Annotated in this window: 17 protein-coding genes; 9 read left to right on the top strand and 8 right to left on the bottom strand. The window is 66.6% G+C overall.

Annotated features, from left to right (window positions below):
• Positions 1-75: 75 nt before the first annotated feature.
• From ACFW16_RS01230 to ACFW16_RS01265, 8 genes are all read right to left on the bottom strand, one after another.
• Positions 76-1,047, bottom strand: a complete 972-nt coding sequence (locus tag ACFW16_RS01230; RefSeq protein ID WP_380301038.1) for a TAXI family TRAP transporter solute-binding subunit — start codon at positions 1,045-1,047, stop codon at positions 76-78.
• 168 nt (positions 1,048-1,215) lie between these two features.
• Positions 1,216-5,457, bottom strand: coding sequence for an RHS repeat-associated core domain-containing protein (locus ACFW16_RS01235; protein ID WP_380301040.1), 4,242 nt, complete (start codon positions 5,455-5,457; stop codon positions 1,216-1,218).
• The gene (locus tag ACFW16_RS01240) at positions 5,454-6,752 is read right to left on the bottom strand and encodes a hypothetical protein (protein WP_380301041.1); all 1,299 of its coding nucleotides are present in this window, start codon (positions 6,750-6,752) and stop codon (positions 5,454-5,456) included. The genes ACFW16_RS01235 and ACFW16_RS01240 overlap by 4 nt, the downstream gene beginning before the upstream one ends.
• Positions 6,749-7,435, bottom strand: a complete 687-nt coding sequence (locus ACFW16_RS01245; RefSeq protein ID WP_380301043.1) for a hypothetical protein — start codon at positions 7,433-7,435, stop codon at positions 6,749-6,751. The genes ACFW16_RS01240 and ACFW16_RS01245 overlap by 4 nt, the downstream gene beginning before the upstream one ends.
• A 24-nt stretch (positions 7,436-7,459) precedes the next feature.
• Complete coding sequence (locus ACFW16_RS01250; RefSeq protein WP_380301045.1) at positions 7,460-9,598, bottom strand: type VI secretion system Vgr family protein; 2,139 nt, start codon at positions 9,596-9,598, stop codon at positions 7,460-7,462.
• 58 nt (positions 9,599-9,656) lie between these two features.
• Positions 9,657-10,217 carry a hypothetical protein gene (locus ACFW16_RS01255; protein WP_380301047.1) on the bottom strand — a complete coding sequence of 187 codons (561 nt, stop codon included), beginning with the start codon at positions 10,215-10,217 and terminating at the stop codon, positions 9,657-9,659.
• Between the two features lie 46 nt (positions 10,218-10,263).
• Positions 10,264-11,310 carry a hypothetical protein gene (locus tag ACFW16_RS01260; RefSeq protein ID WP_380301049.1) on the bottom strand — a complete coding sequence of 349 codons (1,047 nt, stop codon included), beginning with the start codon at positions 11,308-11,310 and terminating at the stop codon, positions 10,264-10,266.
• Between the two features lie 69 nt (positions 11,311-11,379).
• On the bottom strand, positions 11,380-11,865 hold the full coding sequence (locus tag ACFW16_RS01265) for an Hcp family type VI secretion system effector (RefSeq protein ID WP_380301051.1): 486 nt from the start codon (positions 11,863-11,865) through the stop codon (positions 11,380-11,382).
• A gap of 544 nt (positions 11,866-12,409) precedes the next feature.
• On the opposite strand from ACFW16_RS01265, the gene ACFW16_RS01270 reads away from it, so the two are divergent.
• The 9 genes from ACFW16_RS01270 (at position 12,410) to tssG (ending at position 22,007) form a co-directional block, all read left to right on the top strand.
• A complete protein-coding gene (locus ACFW16_RS01270; RefSeq protein WP_380301053.1) occupies positions 12,410-12,922 on the top strand; it encodes a hypothetical protein in 513 nt (170 codons plus the stop codon).
• A gap of 130 nt (positions 12,923-13,052) precedes the next feature.
• Entirely contained in the window at positions 13,053-14,138 is a 1,086-nt protein-coding gene (gene tssA / locus ACFW16_RS01275; protein WP_380301055.1) for a type VI secretion system protein TssA, read from the top strand.
• Positions 14,139-14,176: 38 nt separating this feature from the next.
• Positions 14,177-14,713 carry a type VI secretion system contractile sheath small subunit gene (tssB, locus tag ACFW16_RS01280; protein WP_380301057.1) on the top strand — a complete coding sequence of 179 codons (537 nt, stop codon included), beginning with the start codon at positions 14,177-14,179 and terminating at the stop codon, positions 14,711-14,713.
• A gap of 4 nt (positions 14,714-14,717) precedes the next feature.
• A complete protein-coding gene (gene tssC, locus ACFW16_RS01285; RefSeq protein ID WP_380301059.1) occupies positions 14,718-16,214 on the top strand; it encodes a type VI secretion system contractile sheath large subunit in 1,497 nt (498 codons plus the stop codon).
• Between the two features lie 61 nt (positions 16,215-16,275).
• On the top strand, positions 16,276-17,829 hold the full coding sequence (gene tssC, locus ACFW16_RS01290; RefSeq protein WP_380301061.1) for a type VI secretion system contractile sheath large subunit: 1,554 nt from the start codon (positions 16,276-16,278) through the stop codon (positions 17,827-17,829).
• A 13-nt stretch (positions 17,830-17,842) separates the two neighbouring features.
• Complete coding sequence (locus ACFW16_RS01295; RefSeq protein ID WP_380301062.1) at positions 17,843-18,643, top strand: type VI secretion system accessory protein TagJ; 801 nt, start codon at positions 17,843-17,845, stop codon at positions 18,641-18,643.
• Positions 18,644-18,659: 16 nt separating this feature from the next.
• Positions 18,660-19,160, top strand: coding sequence for a type VI secretion system baseplate subunit TssE (tssE, locus tag ACFW16_RS01300; protein WP_380301064.1), 501 nt, complete (start codon positions 18,660-18,662; stop codon positions 19,158-19,160).
• Entirely contained in the window at positions 19,153-20,973 is a 1,821-nt protein-coding gene (gene tssF / locus ACFW16_RS01305; protein ID WP_380301066.1) for a type VI secretion system baseplate subunit TssF, read from the top strand. Before tssE ends, tssF begins: the two co-directional genes overlap by 8 nt.
• Positions 20,970-22,007, top strand: coding sequence for a type VI secretion system baseplate subunit TssG (gene tssG, locus ACFW16_RS01310; RefSeq protein ID WP_380301068.1), 1,038 nt, complete (start codon positions 20,970-20,972; stop codon positions 22,005-22,007). The genes tssF and tssG overlap by 4 nt, the downstream gene beginning before the upstream one ends.
• The last annotated feature ends 36 nt before the right edge of the window (positions 22,008-22,043 follow it).

A 22,043-nucleotide genomic window follows, 5' to 3' on the forward strand; every position in this document is an offset into this window, starting at 1 on the left:
GCCCCGCGGCCGCTGCAAGAACCGGAAGCGGACCTCCGCCCGCTTCTGGACAAGCCGCGCCGACCGGCGCGGCGGTCACTGCGGCGGGTTGAGCCCCTTCTCCTTGAAGTATCTCGCTGCGCCGGGATGCAGCGGCAGCGGCAGGCCGGACAGCGCCGCTTCGAGCTTGATCGCCTTGGCCGCGCTGTGCGCCGCGGCCAGGGTGGCGACATTCTCGTACACCGCCTTGGTCATCGCATAGGCGAGGTCGTCGCTGACCCCCGCCTGCGTCACCAGGTAATTGACCACCGCGGCGGTGGGAACCGCTGCCTCCTGGCCGGTATAGGTGCCGGCCGGGATGCTGGCCGGCACATAGGGCAGGCCGACCTTCTCGATGGTCGCCTGCGGGATCTCGACGACCACCACATCCACGGAGGACGCCAGGTCGCGCAGCGAGGCGACGCCCAGGCCGGCCGATTGCAGGGTGGCATCGAGCTGCCGGTTCTTCATCAGCTCGACCGATTCGGCGAAGGGCAGGTACTCCACCTTGCCGAGGTCGTCATAGCTGATGCCGGCGCCGGCCAGGATGGTGCGGGCATTCAGCTCCGTGCCGGATTTCGGCGCGCCGACCGACAGGCGCTTGCCCTTGAGGTCGGCCAGCGTCTTGATGCCGGATTCGCGCGAAGCCACGATCTGGATGTAGTTCGGGTAGATCGCGCCGATCGCCCGCAGCTTGTCGAGCTTGCCCTTGAACCCGGCCTCTTCCTTGCCGTTCCAGGCGTCGGCCAGGCTGTCGCCGAGGGTGAAGGCGATCTCGCCCTTGCCCTGCTGCAGCAGGTTCAGGTTTTCGACCGAGGCCTTGGTCGCCTGCACCGAGGGCCGGCTGTCGGGGATCTGTTCGGTGAAGATCTTCGACAGGGCGACGCCGAGCGGATAGTACACGCCCGAGGTTCCGCCCGTCAGGATGTTGATGAATTCGGCGGCATTGGCGGGTGTCCCCATCAATGATGCCGTCACGAAAAGCGCGGCCGCCCCAACAATGCGCCGCAGCGAAAATCCCGGTGTCATCTTTCCCCCCCGTCCTGCAGTTGATTGTTCGTCCGCTCGCGGCGGCGAATCGCTCAAATGCACTGTATATCGCTGACCCGCATGCACAAGCGGATCAGCCGGCGGCGCGTTGCGCGCATTCCCGCCGACATCTGCGGGTGGCGGCAGGCGGGGGCGGTGCTGACCCTTTCAACATCGCGTCCCCCGCCATCTCCCCGACCTGGTTCTGCGGTAACGCATCTTTCGCACAACTTGCCCATTGGAATCTGTAATTTCCAGGACAACCTCTGGCAGCGCTCTTGGAAATTCACCGGGTCGTGGTCGGCGAAAATGCCAATGCCGCCAATCTCCTGTTTCGTCAGAGCTATAGAGAACACCTGCAGGGGTTCTGTTCACAAAATCCTTCAGTATAGATTGACAATTTGGACAAGGATCCTTTGCCCCTATCATTCTCACCAAATCTCCTGGTATTACGATTCTAGCAATTTGGAGCGATTTCAGGTATAATGGCTCTGTGTGGGAGCCGAGCCCGTACGGACCAGCGACAGCCTTCGTCTGGCCACCGCTAAACAGATCTTTAAATGTTGCAGGATCATCAGGAAAATTGACTATCGGCCTGCCAAGCTCATCTTCCACCCAAGCAAATAATTCATGAGGCTTTCCTCTTCCACTCTCGTCCAAGCCGAGAGGATCTATCCAGCTTATGGCGTTAGGCGCGTAGAAAAAGCTGTTCGCCCCAGCAGAGAGCCCGAGAGGATCTTCCGATATAAATTGTCCAATTTCAGGATCGAAATAACGATATCTATTGTAATACAGACCAGTCTCTCTGTCATAATACTGACCTTGAAAACCAAAAGTGTTTTCAATCATTGCGTGTTGATCAAAATTATTTTGCTTTCCGAAAATAGAATATTGAGAATGCCATAATATATCGCCATTCTCATTCATAATTTTAATTGGACGACCGTTAATATCATTTTGGTAATAATTCATACTTCTAATTGAATTTGATTCACCACGAAAACCGACCATTTCCATCAAAATAATAGGAACAAAACTATTAAGAAAATATACATGTTCTCGAGATCTATATCCATTAGAATCGATATCAGACTCTCCACCATCTTTATTATCACCGTACTCCACTATCATCCTATTTCCATCCCAACCGAAACAGGTCCTCCTACCTTCGGTTTCCTTGAATACGCGACGCCCCAATGGATCGTAGCCATAGGTAGTGACGACACCATTTGTCTCGGTGCGGATCAGCCTCTGATTGGCATCCCAAGTCAGGCGTGTAGCGCGCTCGGCATCGTTGCGACCGACAAGATTGCCCGCACGGTCAAAGCTGTAATGCACATCCCCGTAAGATCCCTCTCGGCGCCATTCGGAACCTGGGACCTCATGCTCGGCAAAGGATCGCCGGGCTTCAGGGTTGCGGATACGTGTTGTCAACCGATCCCCGATCGGATCATTCAGAAAGCGAGCAGTGTTACCTCCTGAATCGATGTGTTCGAGAATCTGTCCGGTGGAGCTGTAACGATATTGATCAACCCCGTATTGGCTATCACGGCGCTGAAGGAGATTGCCGACCTGATCATAGTCGTATCGTATATCATTGAGAAGCTTGTCATCGCGCGTCACAATTTGGCTTGTGGTTAATCCATTGTCATCATAGAGATACTGGCGTATAAGGCCATCTCTCAGAACTTCTCGACTAATCTGCCCTCGCTTATCCCATTGAAAGCGGACCACAGCCTCATCATTTATCAACACTGCAGTTGGCCTATCGAGTTCATCGCATTCATAATCTACAGAATTTCCAGTATTCGTCTTATATCCGGTCAATCTTCTTTTCCTATTATATCTGTAATTTATTATGAATCCTCCCTGAACTTCTCTAAGAAGAGTGCCTTCTATATCGAAGTGACGCTCTATCGCCACGTAAGGATTGGACATCTTAATGAGATTCCCATTGGCATCGAAATCAAAATTTTCTATCCAAACCTGATCTGTCTTATCATGATGCGGCAAAATCTTTCTGCGGACGCGCCCCAGGGGGTCGTATTCATAACGAGTGATCCGACCGAGCGGATCTACACTCTCCCGCAAATCTCCCGCAGCATCATAAGTGTATGATCTCTTTTGCCCCCAATAATCCAATTCATTGATAATGCGCCCTAACGAATCTCTCTCTACCATATAGATTTGATCATTCTGATTTCTTATATTAATTAACCTTTCTTCGGAGTCGTAATGACACTCAACAGAATGACCATCTGCTTGCACTCGACGCTCTATTTTTCCGTTCTTCGAGCTCAGAAAGTTAGTTACATCTCCATTCTGATCTGAATAAGATATTAGATTATCATTTGTATCGTAAGAGCATTCCGATTTTGACTTATCGGGAAATGTTACTCTAACAAGACGCCCCTTAACATCATATTCATATACACTAACTTTATTCAGAGGATCGATTCTCTCTGTCAAATTTCCCATGCAATCATATTTGAGTTTGCATATGTTTCCCAATGAATCTGATAAATAATAAAGATTCCCAAATTTGTCAGATTGAAAATAAATATTGTTTCCTTGTGAATTATTGTATCGATATAGCTCTCCTTCTTCGTCATAATAGTAAGTTGTGATGAATCCCGTGGGTGATTCCTGCTTAACGAGCAATCCATTTTCATTCCAATATTGCCTCCAAAGAACACCATTGGGATCAATGATGCGGATCGGTTTATCGTTCTGATCGAATTCACATAATATACTTACCCCGTCCGCCCGGATCAGTTCGAACAGGTTTCCCCGCTCGTCATATCTGTACTGCGTCGTATGTCCGGCAGGGTCAGTGACGGCGGTGGTGCGCCCGGCCTCGTCATAGACATAGCTGGTGATGCCGCCCAGGGGATCGATCTCACGGAGGATCTGGCCGCGGGCGTCGAGTTCGGCCGACCAGGGGTGGCCCAGGCTATCGACATAGTTGGTCCAGCGGCCCTCCGGGTCGTAGTCGAAATGATAGTCGTAAAGGCCGCCGTCGCCCCAGCTATGGATGCAACGGCCCGCCTCGTCATATTCGTAGTAGAAGGAGTGGCCTGTGCGGTTGGTGTGGCGGACAAGGCGGCCGGGGTCTGCGTCGCCGTAGCCGAAGGTGTAAGGGTGACCGAGCGCGTCGTAGACCGCCGTCAGCCGCCCCGCGGGATCATAGTCGAAGCGGGCCAGGCAGCAGCGCTCCTCGGCGAAGTCCGGATGGTAGAGTACGATGTGTTGAACGAGCCCGAACTCCGACACGATCTCCAGCCGGCGGCCTGCGCTTTCGACCATTTGCTCCAACCCGTCGGGCCCACGCAGATAGCGCAGCGTGTTGCCGCACGGATCGGTCAGAGTCTCGACCAGGATCTCCCGCCACGGCTGGGATGGGGCAGGGAAGGCATAGGTAAGGCCGCCCTTCCTGCGCACGGTGTAGCGGTCCTCGTCGCGGTCGAGCCGCCAGCCGTCGACCGGTTCATGCACCGGCCCCTTCGTCGGCAGCGCGTCGAACAGGGCGCCGGCCCCCTCGCCATCCGAGAAGACGACCGATCCGTCCGGCTGGAGCTCAAGCCGGGCGTCAGCCGGTGTCTCCCAACCCAGTCCGCACACGCCCATCCGGGTCGAATTCGAGCCGTAATGCCGAGTCCAGCGCAGGGGAATGCGGCCCGGCAGTGAGAAATCCTCCTGGTCGACCACCACCTCGCCGGTCCGGATGTCGACCGGCTCGGCCCGCAGCACCTTACATTTGAGGAAGCCGGACGGCATGTTCTTGAAGGCCTTGCGCCAGGCTTGGTGGGCCCTGGACGCCCCGCGCTTGAACAGATCGTCCAGCGCGCGGCCCGGCTTGGTGCGGCGGGCCCATTTCAGCGCGCGCCCGACCAGCCCCAGGACCAGGCGGCCGCCCAGGGCGAAGAGCGAGATCGTCGGCGGCCCTCCGATGAAGACCGGCGGCCCCTTCGGGATCGACAGCACCACCGAGGTCGGCAGCACCAGGCTCTTCAGGGAAGGCTTGCTCTTCTTGCTGCGCCGCGGGATCGAGGGGATGCCCATCGATTGGCAGCTCAGCGCCGGCAGCGCCAGATAGGTGGCAGCGTCGTCGTCGAAGCCGACGGTCAGGCTGCCCATGAAGTTCTCGTGCTCGTTCCACGGCAGCGGGGGCACGAAGACGCCGCCGATCGGGATGTGCGGCGGGATCGCCTTGCCCTCGGTGCCGGCGATGGCGCGGTGCAGGTTGTTGACCTTGATGGTCGAGCCGAAGATCGGCAGGTAGTCGAAGACGTCGAACACCAGGCCGATATAGGGGTGCGGGACGGGCACCGGCGGCACCGGCCCGGGCGGCTGGATCATGTGGATGTCGACGCCGATCACCGGGTCGAAATGGGTGACCGCCAGCATCATGCCGCGGCCTCCCCGGGCGTCAGGGCCCGCTCCCAGTCCGGGCCGAGCAGCCCGTCCAGCCGCCGGCGCACCTGCACGGCCTGCGGCGTGTCCCCGTCATAGCGCGCCAGCAGGCGCAGCATCGTCTGGCCGACCCAGGGCAGGGTCGAGCTCCGCCGCTGGTCCGCCGGCAGCGCCTCCCCGGCCGCCAGCGCGTGCTCGCCGCAGCGCCAGGCCTCGCGGTCGGCGCGCGCCTGCTCATGGCAATGGGCCGCCATGCGCCAGGATTCGAGCACCATCATCCCGTCGTCGGCCTTGCTGGCCAGCGGCACGCAGGCCTCGTAGATCCGGGCGGCCTCGGGCCAGCGGCTTTCCGCCAGGAGCGCGCTGCCCAGGCCCATCCCGGCCGAGAGCTCGAGCTTCGCCGCCGCCGGATGGCCGCCCTCGCCGGCCCGCCGCGCCGCCGCGACGGCCTCGCGATAGCCCTTGGCCGCGCCGTCGAAATCCGCGGCGCCCAGCCGGGCGGCGGCCAGCGACATGAGGACCACCACCTCCTGGTCGGCCCAGCCCTCGGCCCGCGCGACGGCGAGCCCGTTGGCCCCCGCCTGCTCCACCAGCCGCGTATTGCCCTTGCCGGCGGCGTTGGCGAGGGTCACCAGATGGATCCGGAAGGTCTTGGCCGGCCCTTCCTCGCCCTCGCTCCGGGCGAGCTCGTCGAGAGCCGCCGGCATGTCGAGGCGCGGCTCGATCAGGCGCACGCGGTCCGGACGTTCGGTCTCCAGCCCCGCCAGCCTGGGGCTGTCGATCGGGTCGACCACCATGAACCGCAGGCGGGCGGGAATCTCGGCCTGCACCAGGCTCTCGACCCAGCGCCGCCAGGCGGCGTCGTCGGCGATGGTCCCGGGCTCGAGGCACAGCACCAGCAGTTGCACGGTGTCGGCATAGGCCGCCCGCAGCGAGTCGGCGACCCGCAGCAGATGCTGCCCCGGACTCTCCTCCTCCATCCGGTCGGGCGGCTGCCAGGCGGCGAACAGGCCGTCCTTCCGGAGGTCCTCGCGGCCGGCTTCGTACTGGGCCGCGAGCTCCGTCGCGAGGACCGAGGCATAGCCCTGCAGCGTGCTGAAGGGCGACACCAGCCGGATGAAGCTGCCCGGCGTCTGCGCCACCTCCTCGTGCTCGAGTTCGGTGAAGATGCCGAGAAGGCGCTGCTCGTCGAGATCGCAGCGCCAGCAGAAGAGGCGCATCCCGGGATCGGATGCGGCGTCGTTCCAGAGTGCGGCCAGCCGGTCGACCCGGCGCTCGATCGCGTTCTTCATCCCTTGGCCGGCTCCGAAGCGCGGCGCTGCGGCGCCGGCCCGCCGGATGCGGCGGCATCCGCGGCAGGCATGCCGGCGGTGTCCCGCGCCGGCCGGGGATCTTCGGAACCGCTGCCCTCGGACTTGACGGCATCGACGGCCCCTGCGGCCTCCTCCGCCATCGAGGCGGGCGATTCACCCTGGGCATCGTCAGGGCGCTTGGATGGATCCGCGCCGCCGGCGGGAGCGGCAGGGGCGCCGGCCGCGCCCATCGGCGCCCGCGGCCGGTTGGCGGCGAGCGCCTGGAACCTCTGGCGGGCGGGGGCGAAGATGGCGAGCGGGTCCGGCTTGGGGATGTCGAGGAAATCGGGCGGCGACGGCAGCATGCCCGGCGCCAGCTCCGTCAGCGCGGCGAGGGGCAGACCGGAGGATCCGGCGGGCGCCGGGGTTTCGCCCGGCGTCGACGGTGCCGACGACGCCGCACCGGGCTGCTCCGCCAGATCCTTGCCGATGGATGCCGGCGAACCCGCCACCTGCCCGGCCATGGGCCGGGACGGGCCGGCGGCCGGCCGCTGGGGCGCCGGGGTGACGGCCTGGGCGAGCGGCTGTGCCGTCTTGTCCGTCACCTGATTCATCGAGACGTCCTGCATCCCGCGGGCGGCGGCCATGGCCGGGGCCGGGATCTTGGAGCCGGCGAACGGCATTGCGCTTCTCCTCCGACGGCTGCTCTACTTCTGTCCGTTGCCGAGGAACTGGCTGATCATCTGGCTCAAGGGGCTGTTCAGCCAGATCTTCCCCGAATTCTGGGAGATGTCGCCCGAGGTGATCTGGATCGCCGACTCCTCGCCGACCGCGTGGACCACCTGGCTCGCGCCGGCGTTGTACACCCCCTTCGGATCGACGCAGACCGCCGACTTGCCGCCGACCCCGTGGATGATCTCGTCCCTGCCGGTGCTGTAGACGCCCTCCGGCTTGATCCAGGCCCCCGACTCGCCGACCCCTTGCATGATCTCATCCTTGCCGTTGGTGTAGACGCCTGTCGAAACGATCGAGACGAAGTTGGTCTCCCCTTGTCCCTGCTTGGCCTGGACCTCCTTATCCGAATAGATCTGCACCCCGTCGTCGCTCAGTCGGACCTTATGCTTGCCCTTGAAGGAGATGGTGATGCCGTTCTCATCCATCCGGATCATGCTGCCCTTGTGCTGCAGCACGATATCCCCGGGCGTCATCGTGGACTGCGAGTCCCGCACCGTCGTCATGTGCAGCGTCTGTGCCGCCGCCGTGTAAGCGTTGCCGATGTTCAGCAGCTTGTTGTTGGTGACCATCTCGCTGGCGTCCTTCTGCGCGTGCAGGAACACCTCCTCGGCCCCGGCCTTGTCCTCGAAGCTCAGCTCGTTGAAGCCGGCGCCGCCCGGGCTGGACGAGGATCTGAGCGAGGTCCGGGTCTTGTTCGCCGGCAGGTCGAGCGGCGGCATCCGGTCGGCGTTCGGCACCACGCCGACCACCGTCGGCTTGTCGGGATCGCCCTCGACATAGGCGACCAGCACCTCCATGCCGATGCGGGGAATGGTCTGGGCGCCCCAGCTGCGGCCGGCCCAGGGCTGCGACACGCGCAGCCAGCAGGACGAGGTGTCGTCCCCCTTGGCCCGGCGGTCCCACGGGAAGCGCACCTTGACCCGGCCATAGCTGTCGGTGTGGATCTCCTCGCCCGGCGGCCCCACCACCGTCGCCGTCTGTATCCCGTCGATCCGCGGCTGCGGCGTTTCCTGCCGGGGCACGTAGGGCTTGTCCGACGGGATCGCGGTGAAGCTGTTGGCATAGCTCGGCGGGCCGGCGTCGCCGCGGGTCACATAGGTCGAGTCCTCGGCCGCGTGCCGCACCGCCATCACCGCGTAGCTCGCATTCTCCGCCGCGATCGGATGGCCGTAGAGCGTGAATTTCCGGCCCGGGCAGACCTTCCGGTTGCCGCTTTCGGCGGCGATCGTCTCGAAGCCCGTCTCGAACGCCTCCATCCGCCGCTTCACCACCGTCTCGCCACGCGGCTTCTTCGCGAAACGGCCGGCCCAGCGATAGATTTCGTACGGCTTGTTGGCCTCGACCGGCGCCAGCGACGGCAGCTGCGTCGTCAGATCGGTGCGCGGCGTCTCGAAGTTCCAGTCCGATTCGGCCACCCGTCCCGGGGTGAAGGCGAAACGCCGCGCCCAGCCGGTCACGTCGTTCAGGTCGACATTGGTCGTGGTGAAGCGCAGCGACGGCTCGTCGCCCTCGTCCCAGCCATGGGCGCCATCCGACACGACCAGGACGTGCCGGCCGCCCTCCGGCCCGGCCTCATGCCGGAACCACCAGGCCCAGCCCTCCTCCTCCAGCAGCCGGCGGATGAAGGCGAGGTCGGTCTCGTTGTACTGGACGCAGTAGTCCCGCACCTCCTTCGGTCCGCTGACCGGACCGAAGTCGACATCCTTGAACCCGGCCTCGCCGAAGATCTCCTCCAGGATCTGGGGCGTCGTCCGGTTCTGGAAGATCCGGCAGTCGGCGGTGTGGCCGAACAGCCAGAGCCAGGGATGCGTCGTCAGCACATAGGACCGCATGCCCTCGCCCAGCGACGGTCCCGCCTCCACCATGCCGACCACGCCGGACCAGGACCGACGGTCGCCACCCGGCAGTTCCAGCGTCCAGGACACCGGCAGCCCGACCAGCTCCGCCGCGGCGACGTCCGGCCGCTTCGACCGCACCGTCAGTCGGAACTCGAACAGATCGCAGACGCCTTCCTCCCCCGCCATCGCCTCGAGCAGGAAGACGTCGTCGCCGAGGGGAGTCTGGATCGCCAGGAGACGACCCGCCTGGGTCATCGCGATCATGTCGGGCATCGCTCGCATCTCCTTTGCGTCTCCTGTCCGGGCGGGCCGCGCGGGGCGCGGCGCGGCCTCACAGGAGCCGTTCGGACACCGTCCCGCCGCGGGTGGCGGGCGCCAGGCCCAACGTCACGGCGATGACAGCCAGCGCCGCCAGCAGCCGCACCCCGGCCGGGCGCTGCGCCGATGATGCCGCCGGCGGATTGACGGAAGGCCCGGACGGCCATCCGCCGAGCGCCACGCGACGGATCTCGCCGCCACCGACGCCCGGGATCAGGCGCTCCAGCGACGCATCGAACCGCGCCAGGGCCGCGCGGCCGGCGGCAGGGCCCGACAAGCCATAGCGGATGAACAGGCGACAGGCGGCCCGGCAGGCCTGGTCGGCCAGCGGACCGGCCCGGTCGCTCCGACCGGCATGATCCGGCCCCGGGCCGCCTGCCGCCTGTGAGTCCAGCCGCCAGGCGAGGCGGCTCTGGAATCCGGGCACCGCCAGGGACGGCCCGAGATCCTGGACGGCGCGCCCGAGCAGCACAGCCTGCCGCTGACGCCGATGTGCGGCGGCAGCATCGGCCCGCCCGCCGGCATGACCGGATCCCGGGCAAGCCAGATCCCGTTCGACGTCCGCCAGGATCATCTGCACCGCGACGAAGGGGTTTTGTGACGGCATCGAGCCCGCGCCCTCAGTTGATCTGCACCGCGCCGGTGTCCGCCGGGCCGGGGGCTGGCGGCGTCGAGGTGACGGGTAGGGGCTGCGGCCCGCCGCCGGCGGGCGGGCCCGCGGACGCTGAAGGCCGCGCGGTGACCGGCAGTGGGCGTGACGGCTTGGCGCGCTGCTGCATGAAGCTGGCCTCGACGCCCGGACCAGCCGCCGGCGGCATGATGCCGGGACCGGCCGCTGACGGCGCGGCCGCCGGCGGCGCTGTCGGCTGGCCCGCCGGGGGCACGGTGACCGGCAGCGGGCGCGACGGCTTGGCGCGCAGCTGCGCGATGTCGGCCTGGACGCCAGGGCCGGCCGTCGGCGGCGCGGTGACCGCTCCGGTCTGCGGCGGTGCGACCGGTGCCGGCGGCTGCCCAGCCGGCGGCGCGGCGTTCGCCTGGACCGACGGCGCCGCCCCCGGCGGCACCGGACCGGGCGGTACCGCCGCCGGCTGGGAGGATGGAGGCGCCACGCCCGGCCCGGCCTCTGCCGTCATGACGGCCGGCGCCCCGACCGGGCTGCCGCCGCCGATCGTGTCGACGACGCCGGACACGGAGGTGATGAGGCCGCCGAGGTCGCGAATGGTGGAGACCTGTTCGGGCACCGTCGCGGCCCGGCGGGCCGTCGACACGCGCGTCCGGGCCAGGGCGAGGCTGACCTGATCTTCGGCCTGCTCCAGGGCGGCGTACTGCTCCCGATTGGCCCCACGCCCCCCGCGCTCGGCGAGCGCCCGCTTGTCCTGCACGATCTGCTGCTTGAGCTTCGTCAGGCGGGACCGGGTGGTTTCGACCGCCTGGTCCAGCGTCGACTGGGTCGCCTCGACCTTACGGGCAAGAAGGCCTGCCGAGGCGGAGGATTCGGAGACGGCCCCGGCTGTCGGCTCGGGGACGGCCGTCGACGGCTGTGCGTCTCCCTGCTGTTCGTCCGGCGCCTTCGTATAACCGGGAAACGGCTTCTGCCCGGGCATTCCGGAGCAGCCGGCGGCAAGCAATGCCAACAGTATTGCGGAGCGTGTGGTCCTGGCCGACATGATCAAGATCTTCCTGGCTGCATCCAGCGGAAGAACGGGCGGGACGACCCGGTCGCCGTTCCGACCGGCTCACCCCTTGCGGGTCGTCGCGAGGTCGTAGCTCGCCACCTGGTTGTTCACCGGCTTGTGCATCTCGTCATAGGTCGTGTACTTCAACTCGGCCTTGGTGAAGTTGAGGCCCAAAGTCTCGACCGGCCGCTCGTCACTGCCGTTGGCGGCAGAAACCTGATAGCTGCTGACGAGGGAATTGCTCAGCTTGTATTCCATGAACGTGTTGCCCGGGCTGCCGGTGGTGACGAGGTGGATCGTCACGGTCTTGCCCTGGTTGCCGGTCGCGGCCGCCTCGAACAGCTTGACGGAGGCGCCGTCCATCTGCTTGGCCAGATAGACTTCTCCCACGATCGGCTCGGAGGCCTCGCGGTTCCGCGCCGAACCGGCCGGGGTGGAGATCTGCCGGTTGATCACCCAATTCAGCGACGAGACGTCGATCCAGTTCTTGTGGCTTTCATGGGTTGCGTCGCCTTGAACACCGTCGATCTGGACGTAGATCGCCATGGGTCCTCCCCCATCTTGCAATTGGTCTGTTCATTATGTCCTCCTGCCGGCCGGCCCGCGGGTGACGCGGGTCACAGGTCGGCGGGAATTCGCTGCGCCGGCTTCCCGAACGGAAGCCGACATGAAACCTCATAACCGGCGTGCCGAAGAAAGCACCGGACCCGGCTGCGGAGGCGGGTCGCATCTTGAAGGAAGACGGGCCCCCGCCTGCATGGCAGGTGCAGCATCATCCTATCGAGGAGATGGCCTGCACAGGAACGGTACCGAACTATGAAACATATCGATTTCTAAGGCTAGTAGAAAAATTGATATTGACACGATTTTCCAGATCACCCCCGAGTCGCCTCGCCTCGCTGTTGGTAATGCACCTGTTATCATCAGGCAAGATTCACACTAGACACAAAACCGAAACGCTGCTGGACTCTGGTATCCAGACCGATGATCTGCCTCCGAACAAGCGAATTGATAAAATTGCGGGAGGTCGGCGCCACGCCGGGTGGATTTATTGGCCGGACATAGGGAGGATCAGGTGCGGCACTGTCGGTTGAGTCTCGGCTTCGCGGCCATTGCGGCATGCGCGGCGCTGGCGACGCAGGCGGCGGCGCAGATGGCGTCGACCGCCTCGCCCTCCGGGGCGCCCATGCCCGATCCCGGATCCCGGCCGATCTATGCGACGATCAGGCTGGACGGCGGCTTCCAGGTCGATCCGTTCCCGATCGGCGTGATCGCCGGAGGGTCCTACTCGGCCTCCGACCTCGGCACCGACTGCATCGGCAACATCAACCCAGAACGAGCCGATGCCAAAGTCGAGTTCGCCAATGGCCGTCGGCCCTTGAGCATCTACGCGGCGGCGGGCTCGGACGTCGCGCTCGTCGTCCACACTCCGTCCGGAAGGTGGGTCTGCACCGACGACACGACCGACGGGGGCATCAACCCGGCCATCACCTTCGACAGGCCCGCGGACGGCACCTACGCCGTCTGGGTGGCGGCGGTCGATGCGTCGAGCCGCCCCGTTCCGGCGGTGCTCGTGATCAGCGAGTTCCCGCCGACCTGGTGACCCGGGTCACGCGCGGCCCGGCCGGCAGGAGGATATCGTGAAGTGCCCGTGATGATCGGGCCGGTGGTCGACATCACGGATCGAACGGCAACACCAGAGCAATCTTGTGCCAACGTCCGACGTCTTGAACATGGATGCGCTTGCGGCGCCCATCCCCGGCGATCGGCCGGCGGGAGAGAATCTGCGCCTGGACATCTCGCCCGAGGCGCCGTTCCAGCGCCTCAAGGACATGCGGGCCCAGGTGCGGGCGCTCGAACGCGCGGCGGACGCCGAGGACCAGGCCGCCCCGCTCGATGCGGAATGGCGCCCGCTGGTGGAGCTGGCAGGGGAGCTTCTCGCCACTCGCTCCAAGGATCTCGAGGTCGCGTCCGTACTGGTCGAGGGGCTGGTCCGTCTGCACGGCTTCGCCGGTCTGCGCGATGGCTTCCGCATCCTGCACAGGCTCCTGGAAGACCATTGGGACGATCTTCATCCGACCCCGGACGACGACGGGATCGCGACGCGCCTGAGTCCGCTGATCGGGCTGAACGGCGAGGGCGTGGAAGGCACGCTGATCCAGCCGATCCGGAAGATCCCGCTGGTCCAGGGGCCGCAAGGCTCCTATGCGCTGTGGCAGATCATCCAGGCCGGCGACGTCGCCGCGATGGAGCCGGATCGACGGGCCCAGCGGGTCGCCGCCGGGGCCCTGGATCTGGATGAGATCGTGGGCGCCGCCCGGGCCATGGGCCGGACCGAGGCCGAGACGGTCCTGGCCGATATCGACGCCGCCTGCGACGCCTTTCAGGCGTTGTCCGAAAGCCTGGATGCGCGGTGCGGCCCGAACTCTCCGCCGACCTCGCACATCCGGAACGCGCTGACCGCCGCGCGGGACGCCGCACGCCTGGCGCTCGGCGACGGGGTGCCGACACAAGGCCCGGCGCCGTCCGGAACGGAGCTGGAGAGCGTCGGTCCCGCCGACGGTCCCGTCCCTGTCCCCGAGGCGGCGGCAGCGCCGCTCGGCACCATCCGGAATCGCGACGACGCCCTGCGTCTGGTGGAGATCGCGGCAGCCTGGTTCCGCCGCATGGAACCGCATTCCCCGATCTCCTACACGCTCGAGGATGCCGTCCGGCGGGCACGGATGGTGCTTCCCGATCTCATAGCCGAACTGATCCGCGACGACACGGCCCGCCGCGATTTTCTCGTCGCCGCGGGAATCCAACCACGAGGTGACTGACGCCGCGGAGCGGTGAACGCACGGAGCGAGGTGAGGTGATGAAGTCCAGCATTCACGACAAGCTCGAACGGGTGCGCAAGCCGCGTGTCCACATCACGTATCAGGTCGAGACCGAAGGCGCGGTGGTCGAGAAGGAACTGCCCTTCGTCGTCGGCGTCCTCGGCGATTTCTCCGGCGATCCGGCGCAGCCGCTGGCGCCGCTGCGCGACCGGAAGTTCGTCCAGATCGATCGCGACAACTTCAACGAGGTGATGGCGCGGATCGCCCCCGGGCTCAATCTCCGGGTCGAGAACACGCTGCAGGGCGACGGCAGCGAGATCGCGGTCGATCTCTCGTTCCGGTCGCTCGAGGATTTCGAGCCGGGCGCCGTCGTCCAGCAGGTCGAACCGCTGCGCAAGCTGCTCGAAACCAGGAACCGGCTGCGCGACCTGATGACGAAGGTCGACCGGTCCGAGGATCTGGAGGCGCTGCTGGAGAAGGTCCTGCAGAACAAGGAGCAGTTGTCCCAGCTCTCGCATGCGCTCGACGCGCGGGAGGCGCGGGCGACGAAGCCCGCCGCCGATGAGGAGGAGTGAAGCCATGGCCGCAGAGACCCAGCTTCAGAAGGACGCCGTCGATCGTACCGCCGAAGCGGCCCCGTCCCTGCTCGACCAGGCCGTCGCGGTGACCAAGCAGACCGAGCCGGAGCGCGCCGAGGAGCTGTTGCGCACGCTGACCGAGGAAGCCCTCAAGGGGACCGTGGTCTATGACCGGAACCTGACGGTCACGCTGAACCGGGCGATCCGGGCGATCGACGAGAGGATGTCGCTGCAGCTCGCCGCGATCATGCATCACGACAAGTTCGCGAAGCTCGAAGGCTCCTGGCGCGGGCTCCATCATCTGGTGATGAGCACGGAGACCAGCGCCATGCTCAAGATCCGCGTCCTGAACGTCGGCAAGCGCGATCTCTACAAGGATCTGAGCAAGGCGGTGGAGTTCGACCAGAGCCAGATTTTCAAGAAGATCTACGAGAACGAGTTCGGCACGCCCGGCGGCGAGCCCTACGGCGCGCTGATCGGCGACTACGAGTTCTCGAACCACCCGGAGGACGTCGAGCTCCTGCAGCATGTGAGCCACGTCGCCGCCGCGGCCTTCGCGCCGTTCATCGCGGCGGCGGCGCCTGACCTGTTCGGCTTCGGCGACTTCACCGAGCTGTCCCGGCCGCGCGATCTCGAGAAGATCTTCGAATCTCTGGAATTCGCGAAATGGCGCAGCTTCCGCGACAGTGAGGACAGCCGTTTCGTCGCCCTGACCATGCCCCGCGTGCTGGCCCGCCTGCCCTATGGGGCGGCGACCCGCCGGATCGACGAATTCGACTATGAGGAGGCGCCGATCGACGGGGGCGGCGTCCGGCGGGCGATGGAGCATCCCGACTATTGCTGGATGAACGCGGCCTATGTGCTGGGTACGCGGCTGACCGACGCCTTCGCGCAGCATGGCTGGTGCACGGCCATCCGCGGCGCCGAGGGCGGCGGCAAGGTCGAGGACCTGCCGTTCCACAGCTTTACCAGCGACGACGGCGATCCCGACCACAAATGCCCGACCGAGATCGGCATCACCGATCGGCGCGAGGCGGAGCTGTCGCGACTGGGCTTCCTGCCGCTCTGCCACTACAAGAACACGGACTACGCGGTGTTCTTCGGGGCGCAGACGGCGCAGAAGCCGAAGAAGTACGACCGGCCGGAGGCCACCGCCAACGCCGCGATCTCGGCCCGCCTGCCCTACATGATGGCGACCTCGCGCTTCGCCCATTACCTCAAGGTCATGGCCCGCGACAAGATCGGCTCGTTCATGGAGGCCGACGACTGCGAAGCCTGGCTGAACCGCTGGATCATGAACTACGTCAACAACAACAAGGAGGCCGGCCAGGAGATGAAGGCGCGCTATCCGCTGGCGGAGGCGCGTGTCTCGGTCAAGGAGATCCCCGGGGCGCCCGGATCATACAACGCCGTCGCCTGGCTGCGGCCCTGGCTGCAGATGGAGGAGCTGACGACGTCGCTTCGCATGGTCGCGCGCATCCCGAACACCGGGAACTGACGGCTCGGCCATGACGCGCCTCTCCTCCGCAGCGGCTCTGTCGAAGGCCCCGGCGGCGGGCATGCTCGGCCCACCGACGGCGGCGCGCCTGGGGGTGCGCGTCGGCGCCCCGCTGGCCGCCGATCTGGTCGAACGGATCCTCGCCGACGACGGCCGTGATGCCGCCGCCGATGCTGGGCCTCTGGCGGCGTTCCTGGCGGAGCCGCGGACCGGCGAAGCCCTGATCCTCTGGTTCGGAGCCTCGGAAGCCGCGCGGGTGCTCTCCGACCGGGAGGCGCTGGCGCTCGCGATCGATCGCGACATCGCCCGGATCGACGCCCTGCTGTCGGCGCAGCTGGACGCCATCCTCCACGCCCCGAGGCTGCAGGCGCTGGAGGCGACGTGGCGCGGCGTCGCCTATCTGGTCGAGCAGGCCGACCAGGCCACGTCGACCAGGATCAGGATCCTCGACATCGCCTGGGCCGAGGTCTGCCGCGATCTCGAGCGGGCGATCGAGTTCGATCAGAGCCAGATGTTCCAGAAGATCTACGAGCAGGAATTCGGCATGCCGGGCGGCGAGCCGTTCGGCGTGCTTCTCGGCGCCTACGAGATGCGGCATGCGCCGGCGCCGGACCATTCGACCGACGACGTCGCCGGGCTGAAGGGCATGATGCGGATCGCCGCGGCCGCGTTCGCTCCCTTCATCACCGCGGCCCATCCCGGCCTGCTCGGCCTCGAGAGCTTTGCCGAGCTCGGCCTGCCGATCGACGTCGCGCGCGGTGTCCAGGCCCCCGACTACGCTCGGTGGAACGCCATGCGCGATCTCGAGGAGGCGAGGTTCCTCGGCGTCACCGTGCCGCGAGTCCTGATGCGGCTGCCCTGGGCGGACGATGGCAGCCGAGCGGACGGGTTCCGCTATCGGGAGGACGCGTCGTCCCCCGATCTGTCCGGCTATTGCTGGGGTCCCGCCATCTTCGCCTTCGCCGGCACGCTGATCCGCGCCTTCGAGAGCTCGGGCTGGTTCGCCGAGATCCGCGGCGCCGCGCGGGACGGCAGCCGGGGCGGGCTGGTCACGGATCTTCCCATCGACCATTTCGGCACCGACCGGCCGGGCGTGGGCGCCAAGCTCTCGACCGATGTCGAGCTGACCGACGCCCAGGAGGAGGAGCTGTCCCGGCTCGGCCTCATGACCCTGTGCCGAGCGCGGGACACGCCCTATGCCGTCTTCCACGGCAACCCGTCGCTGCAGCGGCCGGAGAGGTATGACCGGCCCGTCGCCACCGCCAATGCCCGGCTGTCGGCGATGCTGCAGTACATCTTCTGCATCAGCCGGTTCGCCCACTGCGTGAAGGTGATCGGGCGCGATCGGATCGGCGCCTTCCAGCACGCGGAAGACTGCCAGGAGTTCCTGCGGCGCTGGCTGCTCGACTATTCGATCGCGAGCGACACGGCGACGACCGAGGAACGAGCGCGCTATCCGTTGCGCGAGGTCGATGTCGCCGTCCGGGAGCTGCCTGGGCGGCCCGGGCTCTACAGCTGCGTGATCCATCTGCAGCCGCATTTCCAGCTGGACCAGGTCGCCTCCAGCTTCCGGCTGGTCACGGAGCTTGCGGCCCCCGGGCCGCGAGCCATGTGATCGGGAGGCCGCGATGAGCCCTGCGCATGAACATTTCCAGGCGGGCCGTCTCGCGCAGGCCGTCGAGACCGTGACGGCCGAGGTGCGCTCGCACCCGACGGATGTCGACCGGCGCGGCCTTCTGGCCGAGCTCCTGTGCTTTGCCGGCGAGCTCGACCGCGCCGACCGCCAGCTCGATCTGATCGCCGATCAGGACCCCGCGGCCGCCCTGGGCACGGCCCTGTTCCGGCAGTTGATCCGCGGGGCCCAGGCTCGTGCCCAAGTCTTCGCCGAAGGCCGGGTGCCGGAGTTTCTCGGGCCGCCGCCGCAGCATCTGCGGCTTCTGCTGGATGCCGGCATCGCCCTGCGCGACGGAGAGACGGAGGCGGCCGGACGCCTGACGGCCGAGGCCGAGACGCTGCGGCCGCAATGCGCCGGCTGTCTGGACGACGCCGAGATCGACGACCTGCGCGACATCGACGATCTCGTCGCCCCGGTGGTCGAGGTGCTGACCAGCACCGGCAAGTACTATTGGATTCCGAGAGAACGGGTGGCGTCGATCGACTTCCACGCGCCCGTCCGTCCCCGCGATCTGCTGTGGCGACGCGCGACCATGGCCGTCGCCGACGGCCCGGACGGCGAGGTCTACGTCCCGACGATCTATCCGACGACCGCAACCGCCGGCGACGAGCTTGCCAAGCTCGGGCGGGTCACGGACTGGCAGGGCGGCGGCGACGCCCCCGCCCTGGGCATTGGACAGCACTGCTGGCTGGCCGGCGACGCGGCGGTCCCGATCCTGCAGGTGCATCGGTTCGAAGCGCGGCCCGCCGCCTGAAGGGAAAAGACGAACCATGTCGAGGAGCGCCGAGGACACCTTCCTGCTGCTGTCGGTTCTGGACCGGCTGCTGGCCGACGACGCCGATCCCGCGCTGCGTTCGGGGACGCGGCGCACCGCGCGGTCCCTGGCGGCGATCCGGGACGGCGTCCGGCGGGATCTCGAGACCTTGCTGAACACTCGGGCCCGGCCGACGGGCTGGCCGCGCGCCTGGACCGAGCTCGACTCGGCGCTGACCGGTTACGGGCTTCCGGACTTCGCGGCGCTGCCGATGACCTCGGATGAGCATCGGGAGGCGTTCCGGTCGGCGATCGAGGCGGCGATCCGATGCTTCGAACCGCGCTTCCGCAGCGTGACGGTCCGGCTCCTGGACAACGCCGAGGCCCTGGATCGGACCCTGCGGTTCCGGATCGACGCGCTGATGCACGCCGAGCCTGCGCCCGAGCCGATGACCTTCGATTCGATCCTGGAGCCGGCCAGCCGCAGCTTTTCGGTGACGGCGGGGAGCCATGGCTGAGGACCTTCTCTCCCATTATCAGCGCGAGCTGACCTATGTTCGCCGCCTGGCTGGCGAGTTCGCGGACGCGCATCCGAAGATCGCGGGCCGGCTTCGGCTCAGCGGCGAGGCGACCGACGATCCCTTCGTCGCCCGGCTGATCGAGGCCTTCGCCTATCTGAACGCGCGGATCCGCACCAAGCTGGACGATGAATTTCCGGAGCTGACCGACGCCCTGCTCGGCGTTCTCTATCCACACTATCTCGCGCCGATCCCGTCGATGGCGATCGCGCGCTTCGACGCCCAGCCGGATCTGGCCAAACCCTATGCCGTGCCGACCGGCACCGAGGTCGTGACGGAGACCGTCGGCGGGGAGCCCTGCCGCTTCCGGACGGCCTATCCGACGACGCTCTGGCCGATCGCACTCGACACCGCGGTCCTGGGCGCGCGTCCGATGCCGGCACCGGCCAATCCCCGGGCGGCCGGCGCGGCGGCGGTGCTGCGCCTCGGGCTGCGCTGCCTGTCCTCGGACATGACCTTTTCCGCCCTCGGCGTCGAGGAGCTGCGGTTCTACCTGGCCGGCCCGCCGCAGCAGTCGCTGCCGCTCTACGAGCTGATCCACAACAACTGCCTGTCGATCGCGCTGGCCGACGGGCCGGCCGACCCCGCGCCAGTGATCCTGCCGCCGGAGGTGATCCGCCCGGTCGGCTTCGAACTGCACGAAGGGCTGCTGCCCTATCCGGCGCGATCGCATCTCGGCTATCGGCTCCTGTCCGAATATTTCGCCTTCCCCGAGAAGTTCCTGTTCGCCGACATCGGCGGGCTGGAGGCGAAGACCCTGCTCAAGGCTGGCAACCGCCTCGAGATCTTCCTCTATCTCAGCCGGTCCTCGCCCGACCTCGAGCGCGGCCTGGGGCCGGAGGCGCTGGCCCTCGGCTGCACGCCGGTCGTCAACCTGTTCCCGCAGCGCGCGGAGCCCGTTCGCGTGACGCAGGCGACGACCGAGTACCGCATCGTGCCGGATGCGCGCCGCCCGATGGCGACGGAGATCTTCGCGGTCGAGCGCGTGCGCGGGACGGATCCGCATGGCGCCGCGACGGAGTTCGAGCCGTTCTACGCGGCGCGGCACGGAACCGGATCCGACAGGAAGCCCGCCTATTGGCATGCCAGCCGCCGGCCCGGCCCGCCGGGCGACAATGGCACCGACATCTTCCTGACGCTGGTCGACGAGGCCTTCGACCCGGTCGAGCCGCCGGCCATGACGCTCTCGGTCGACACGACCTGCCTCAATCGCGATCTGCCGAGCCGCCTGCCCTTCGGCGGCGGCCATCCGCGCCTGACGATGGCGGAATCGGCATCGGCGATCCGCTCCATCGCCTGCCTGACGCCGCCGACCGCCACGCTGCGCCCCCGGATCGGCCGCCATGGCCGATGGCGGCTGGTCTCCCATCTCGCCCTCAACCATCTCTCGCTCACCAGCGACGCGGAGGGCACCAAGGCGCTGCGGGAGATCCTGAAGCTGTATGATTTCCGGGACGCCGCCGAGACCCGGGCGGTGATCGACAGCATCCTGGCGGTGTCGAGCCGCCGCGGATCGGCCCGCATGCCCGACGATCCGCTCGGCGGCTTCGCCCGCGGCGTCGACGTCGGCATCGAGTTCGACGGCGAGCGGTTTGCCGCCGCCGGGCTCTATCTCTTCGCCTCGGTGCTCGAGCGCTTCCTCGGCCTGTACTGCAGCATCAACGCCTTCTCCCGGCTCACCGCCACCATCCGCGGCCGGCCGGCGCCCCTGAAACGCTGGCCGCCCCGGGCCGGCGAGACGGTGCTGCTGTGATCGCGTGGCTGCACAGGCGGCCCTGGGCGGTCGAGGCCTTCCAGGCTGTCAGGCTGGCCGAGACCGCGGCGCGGCGGCGCCATCCCGGTGCCGACCGCCGCGGCCGGCCGATCGGCGAGGACCTGGCGCCGGGCGAAGAGGCCATACGTCTCGCCAGCGCGACGACCCTCTCCTTCCCTTCGGCATCGGTCGCCCGCTTCGATCCGCCCTCCGATCCCGGCAACGGACCGCCCCGGCTCACGCTCGGCCTGTTCGGGCTGATCGGCCCGTCCGGCGTGCTGCCCAGCCACCTGACCGCCGAGGTCAATCGCGCGGTCCGGCTGAAACGCCCGGCGCTGCGGGCGTTTCTCGACATCTTCCTGCACCGGCTCGCCTCCCTGTTCTACCGGGCCTGGGCGAAGTATCGGCTGCCGATCGCCTTTGAACGGGCCGGCGCGGCGGACGACCCGATCACGACGACGCTGTTTTCCCTCACCGGCCTGGGCACCGACCATCTGCGCGGCCGCCTCAGCGTCGACGACAAGGCGATCATCCACTATGCGGGGCACTTCGCCCGCTGGCCCCGATCCGCCAGCGCGCTCGCGGCCATGCTCTCCGACGATCTCGGCCTGCCCGTCGCGGTGCGTCAGTTCGAGGGCACCTGGCTGGCCCTGCCGCCGCAGGAGCGGACGGTATTGCCGACATCGGCAGCGCCGGACGGCAACTTCTGCCGGCTCGGCCTCGATGCGGTGGTCGGCGAGCGCGTCTGGGATGTCCGCGGCAAGTTCCAGATCCGCGTCGGCCCCGTCTCCTGGGACCGGTTCCGCGCCCTGATGCCGGGATCGCCGGAGCTGCGCCGCGTGGCCGAGCTGACGCGGCTCTATGTCGGCCCGGCCCTCAGCTTCAACGTGCGGCTGGTCCTCGATCGGCGCGAGGTTCCCCTGCTGCGGCTCGGCGGCGATACCGCCCCACAACTCGGCTGGACCGGCTGGGCGGCCTCCCGCCCTCCCCCGCACGACCCGTCCGACGCCGTCTTCGAGGTGGACCATGTGTGACCGCCCAAGCACGACGCCGGGTTCGCCCGGACTTCC

The sequence above is a fragment of the Inquilinus sp. NPDC058860 genome, assembly GCF_042743185.1.
Classification (GTDB): domain Bacteria; phylum Pseudomonadota; class Alphaproteobacteria; order DSM-16000; family Inquilinaceae; genus Inquilinus.

Coding starts and splice junctions, on each gene's coding strand:
- ACFW16_RS01240 (WP_380301041.1), bottom strand. CDS start 6,752: ATGAAGAACGCGATCGAGCGCCGGGTCGACCGGCTGGCCGCACTCTGG.
- ACFW16_RS01260 (WP_380301049.1), bottom strand. CDS start 11,310: ATGTCGGCCAGGACCACACGCTCCGCAATACTGTTGGCATTGCTTGCC.
- tssC (WP_380301061.1), top strand. CDS start 16,276: ATGCTCGGCCCACCGACGGCGGCGCGCCTGGGGGTGCGCGTCGGCGCC.
- tssE (WP_380301064.1), top strand. CDS start 18,660: ATGTCGAGGAGCGCCGAGGACACCTTCCTGCTGCTGTCGGTTCTGGAC.
- tssC (WP_380301059.1), top strand. CDS start 14,718: ATGGCCGCAGAGACCCAGCTTCAGAAGGACGCCGTCGATCGTACCGCC.
- ACFW16_RS01255 (WP_380301047.1), bottom strand. CDS start 10,217: ATGATCCTGGCGGACGTCGAACGGGATCTGGCTTGCCCGGGATCCGGT.
- ACFW16_RS01265 (WP_380301051.1), bottom strand. CDS start 11,865: ATGGCGATCTACGTCCAGATCGACGGTGTTCAAGGCGACGCAACCCAT.
- ACFW16_RS01230 (WP_380301038.1), bottom strand. CDS start 1,047: ATGACACCGGGATTTTCGCTGCGGCGCATTGTTGGGGCGGCCGCGCTT.
- ACFW16_RS01245 (WP_380301043.1), bottom strand. CDS start 7,435: ATGCCGTTCGCCGGCTCCAAGATCCCGGCCCCGGCCATGGCCGCCGCC.
- ACFW16_RS01295 (WP_380301062.1), top strand. CDS start 17,843: ATGAGCCCTGCGCATGAACATTTCCAGGCGGGCCGTCTCGCGCAGGCC.
- tssA (WP_380301055.1), top strand. CDS start 13,053: ATGGATGCGCTTGCGGCGCCCATCCCCGGCGATCGGCCGGCGGGAGAG.
- tssF (WP_380301066.1), top strand. CDS start 19,153: ATGGCTGAGGACCTTCTCTCCCATTATCAGCGCGAGCTGACCTATGTT.
- ACFW16_RS01235 (WP_380301040.1), bottom strand. CDS start 5,457: ATGATGCTGGCGGTCACCCATTTCGACCCGGTGATCGGCGTCGACATC.
- ACFW16_RS01250 (WP_380301045.1), bottom strand. CDS start 9,598: ATGCCCGACATGATCGCGATGACCCAGGCGGGTCGTCTCCTGGCGATC.
- tssB (WP_380301057.1), top strand. CDS start 14,177: ATGAAGTCCAGCATTCACGACAAGCTCGAACGGGTGCGCAAGCCGCGT.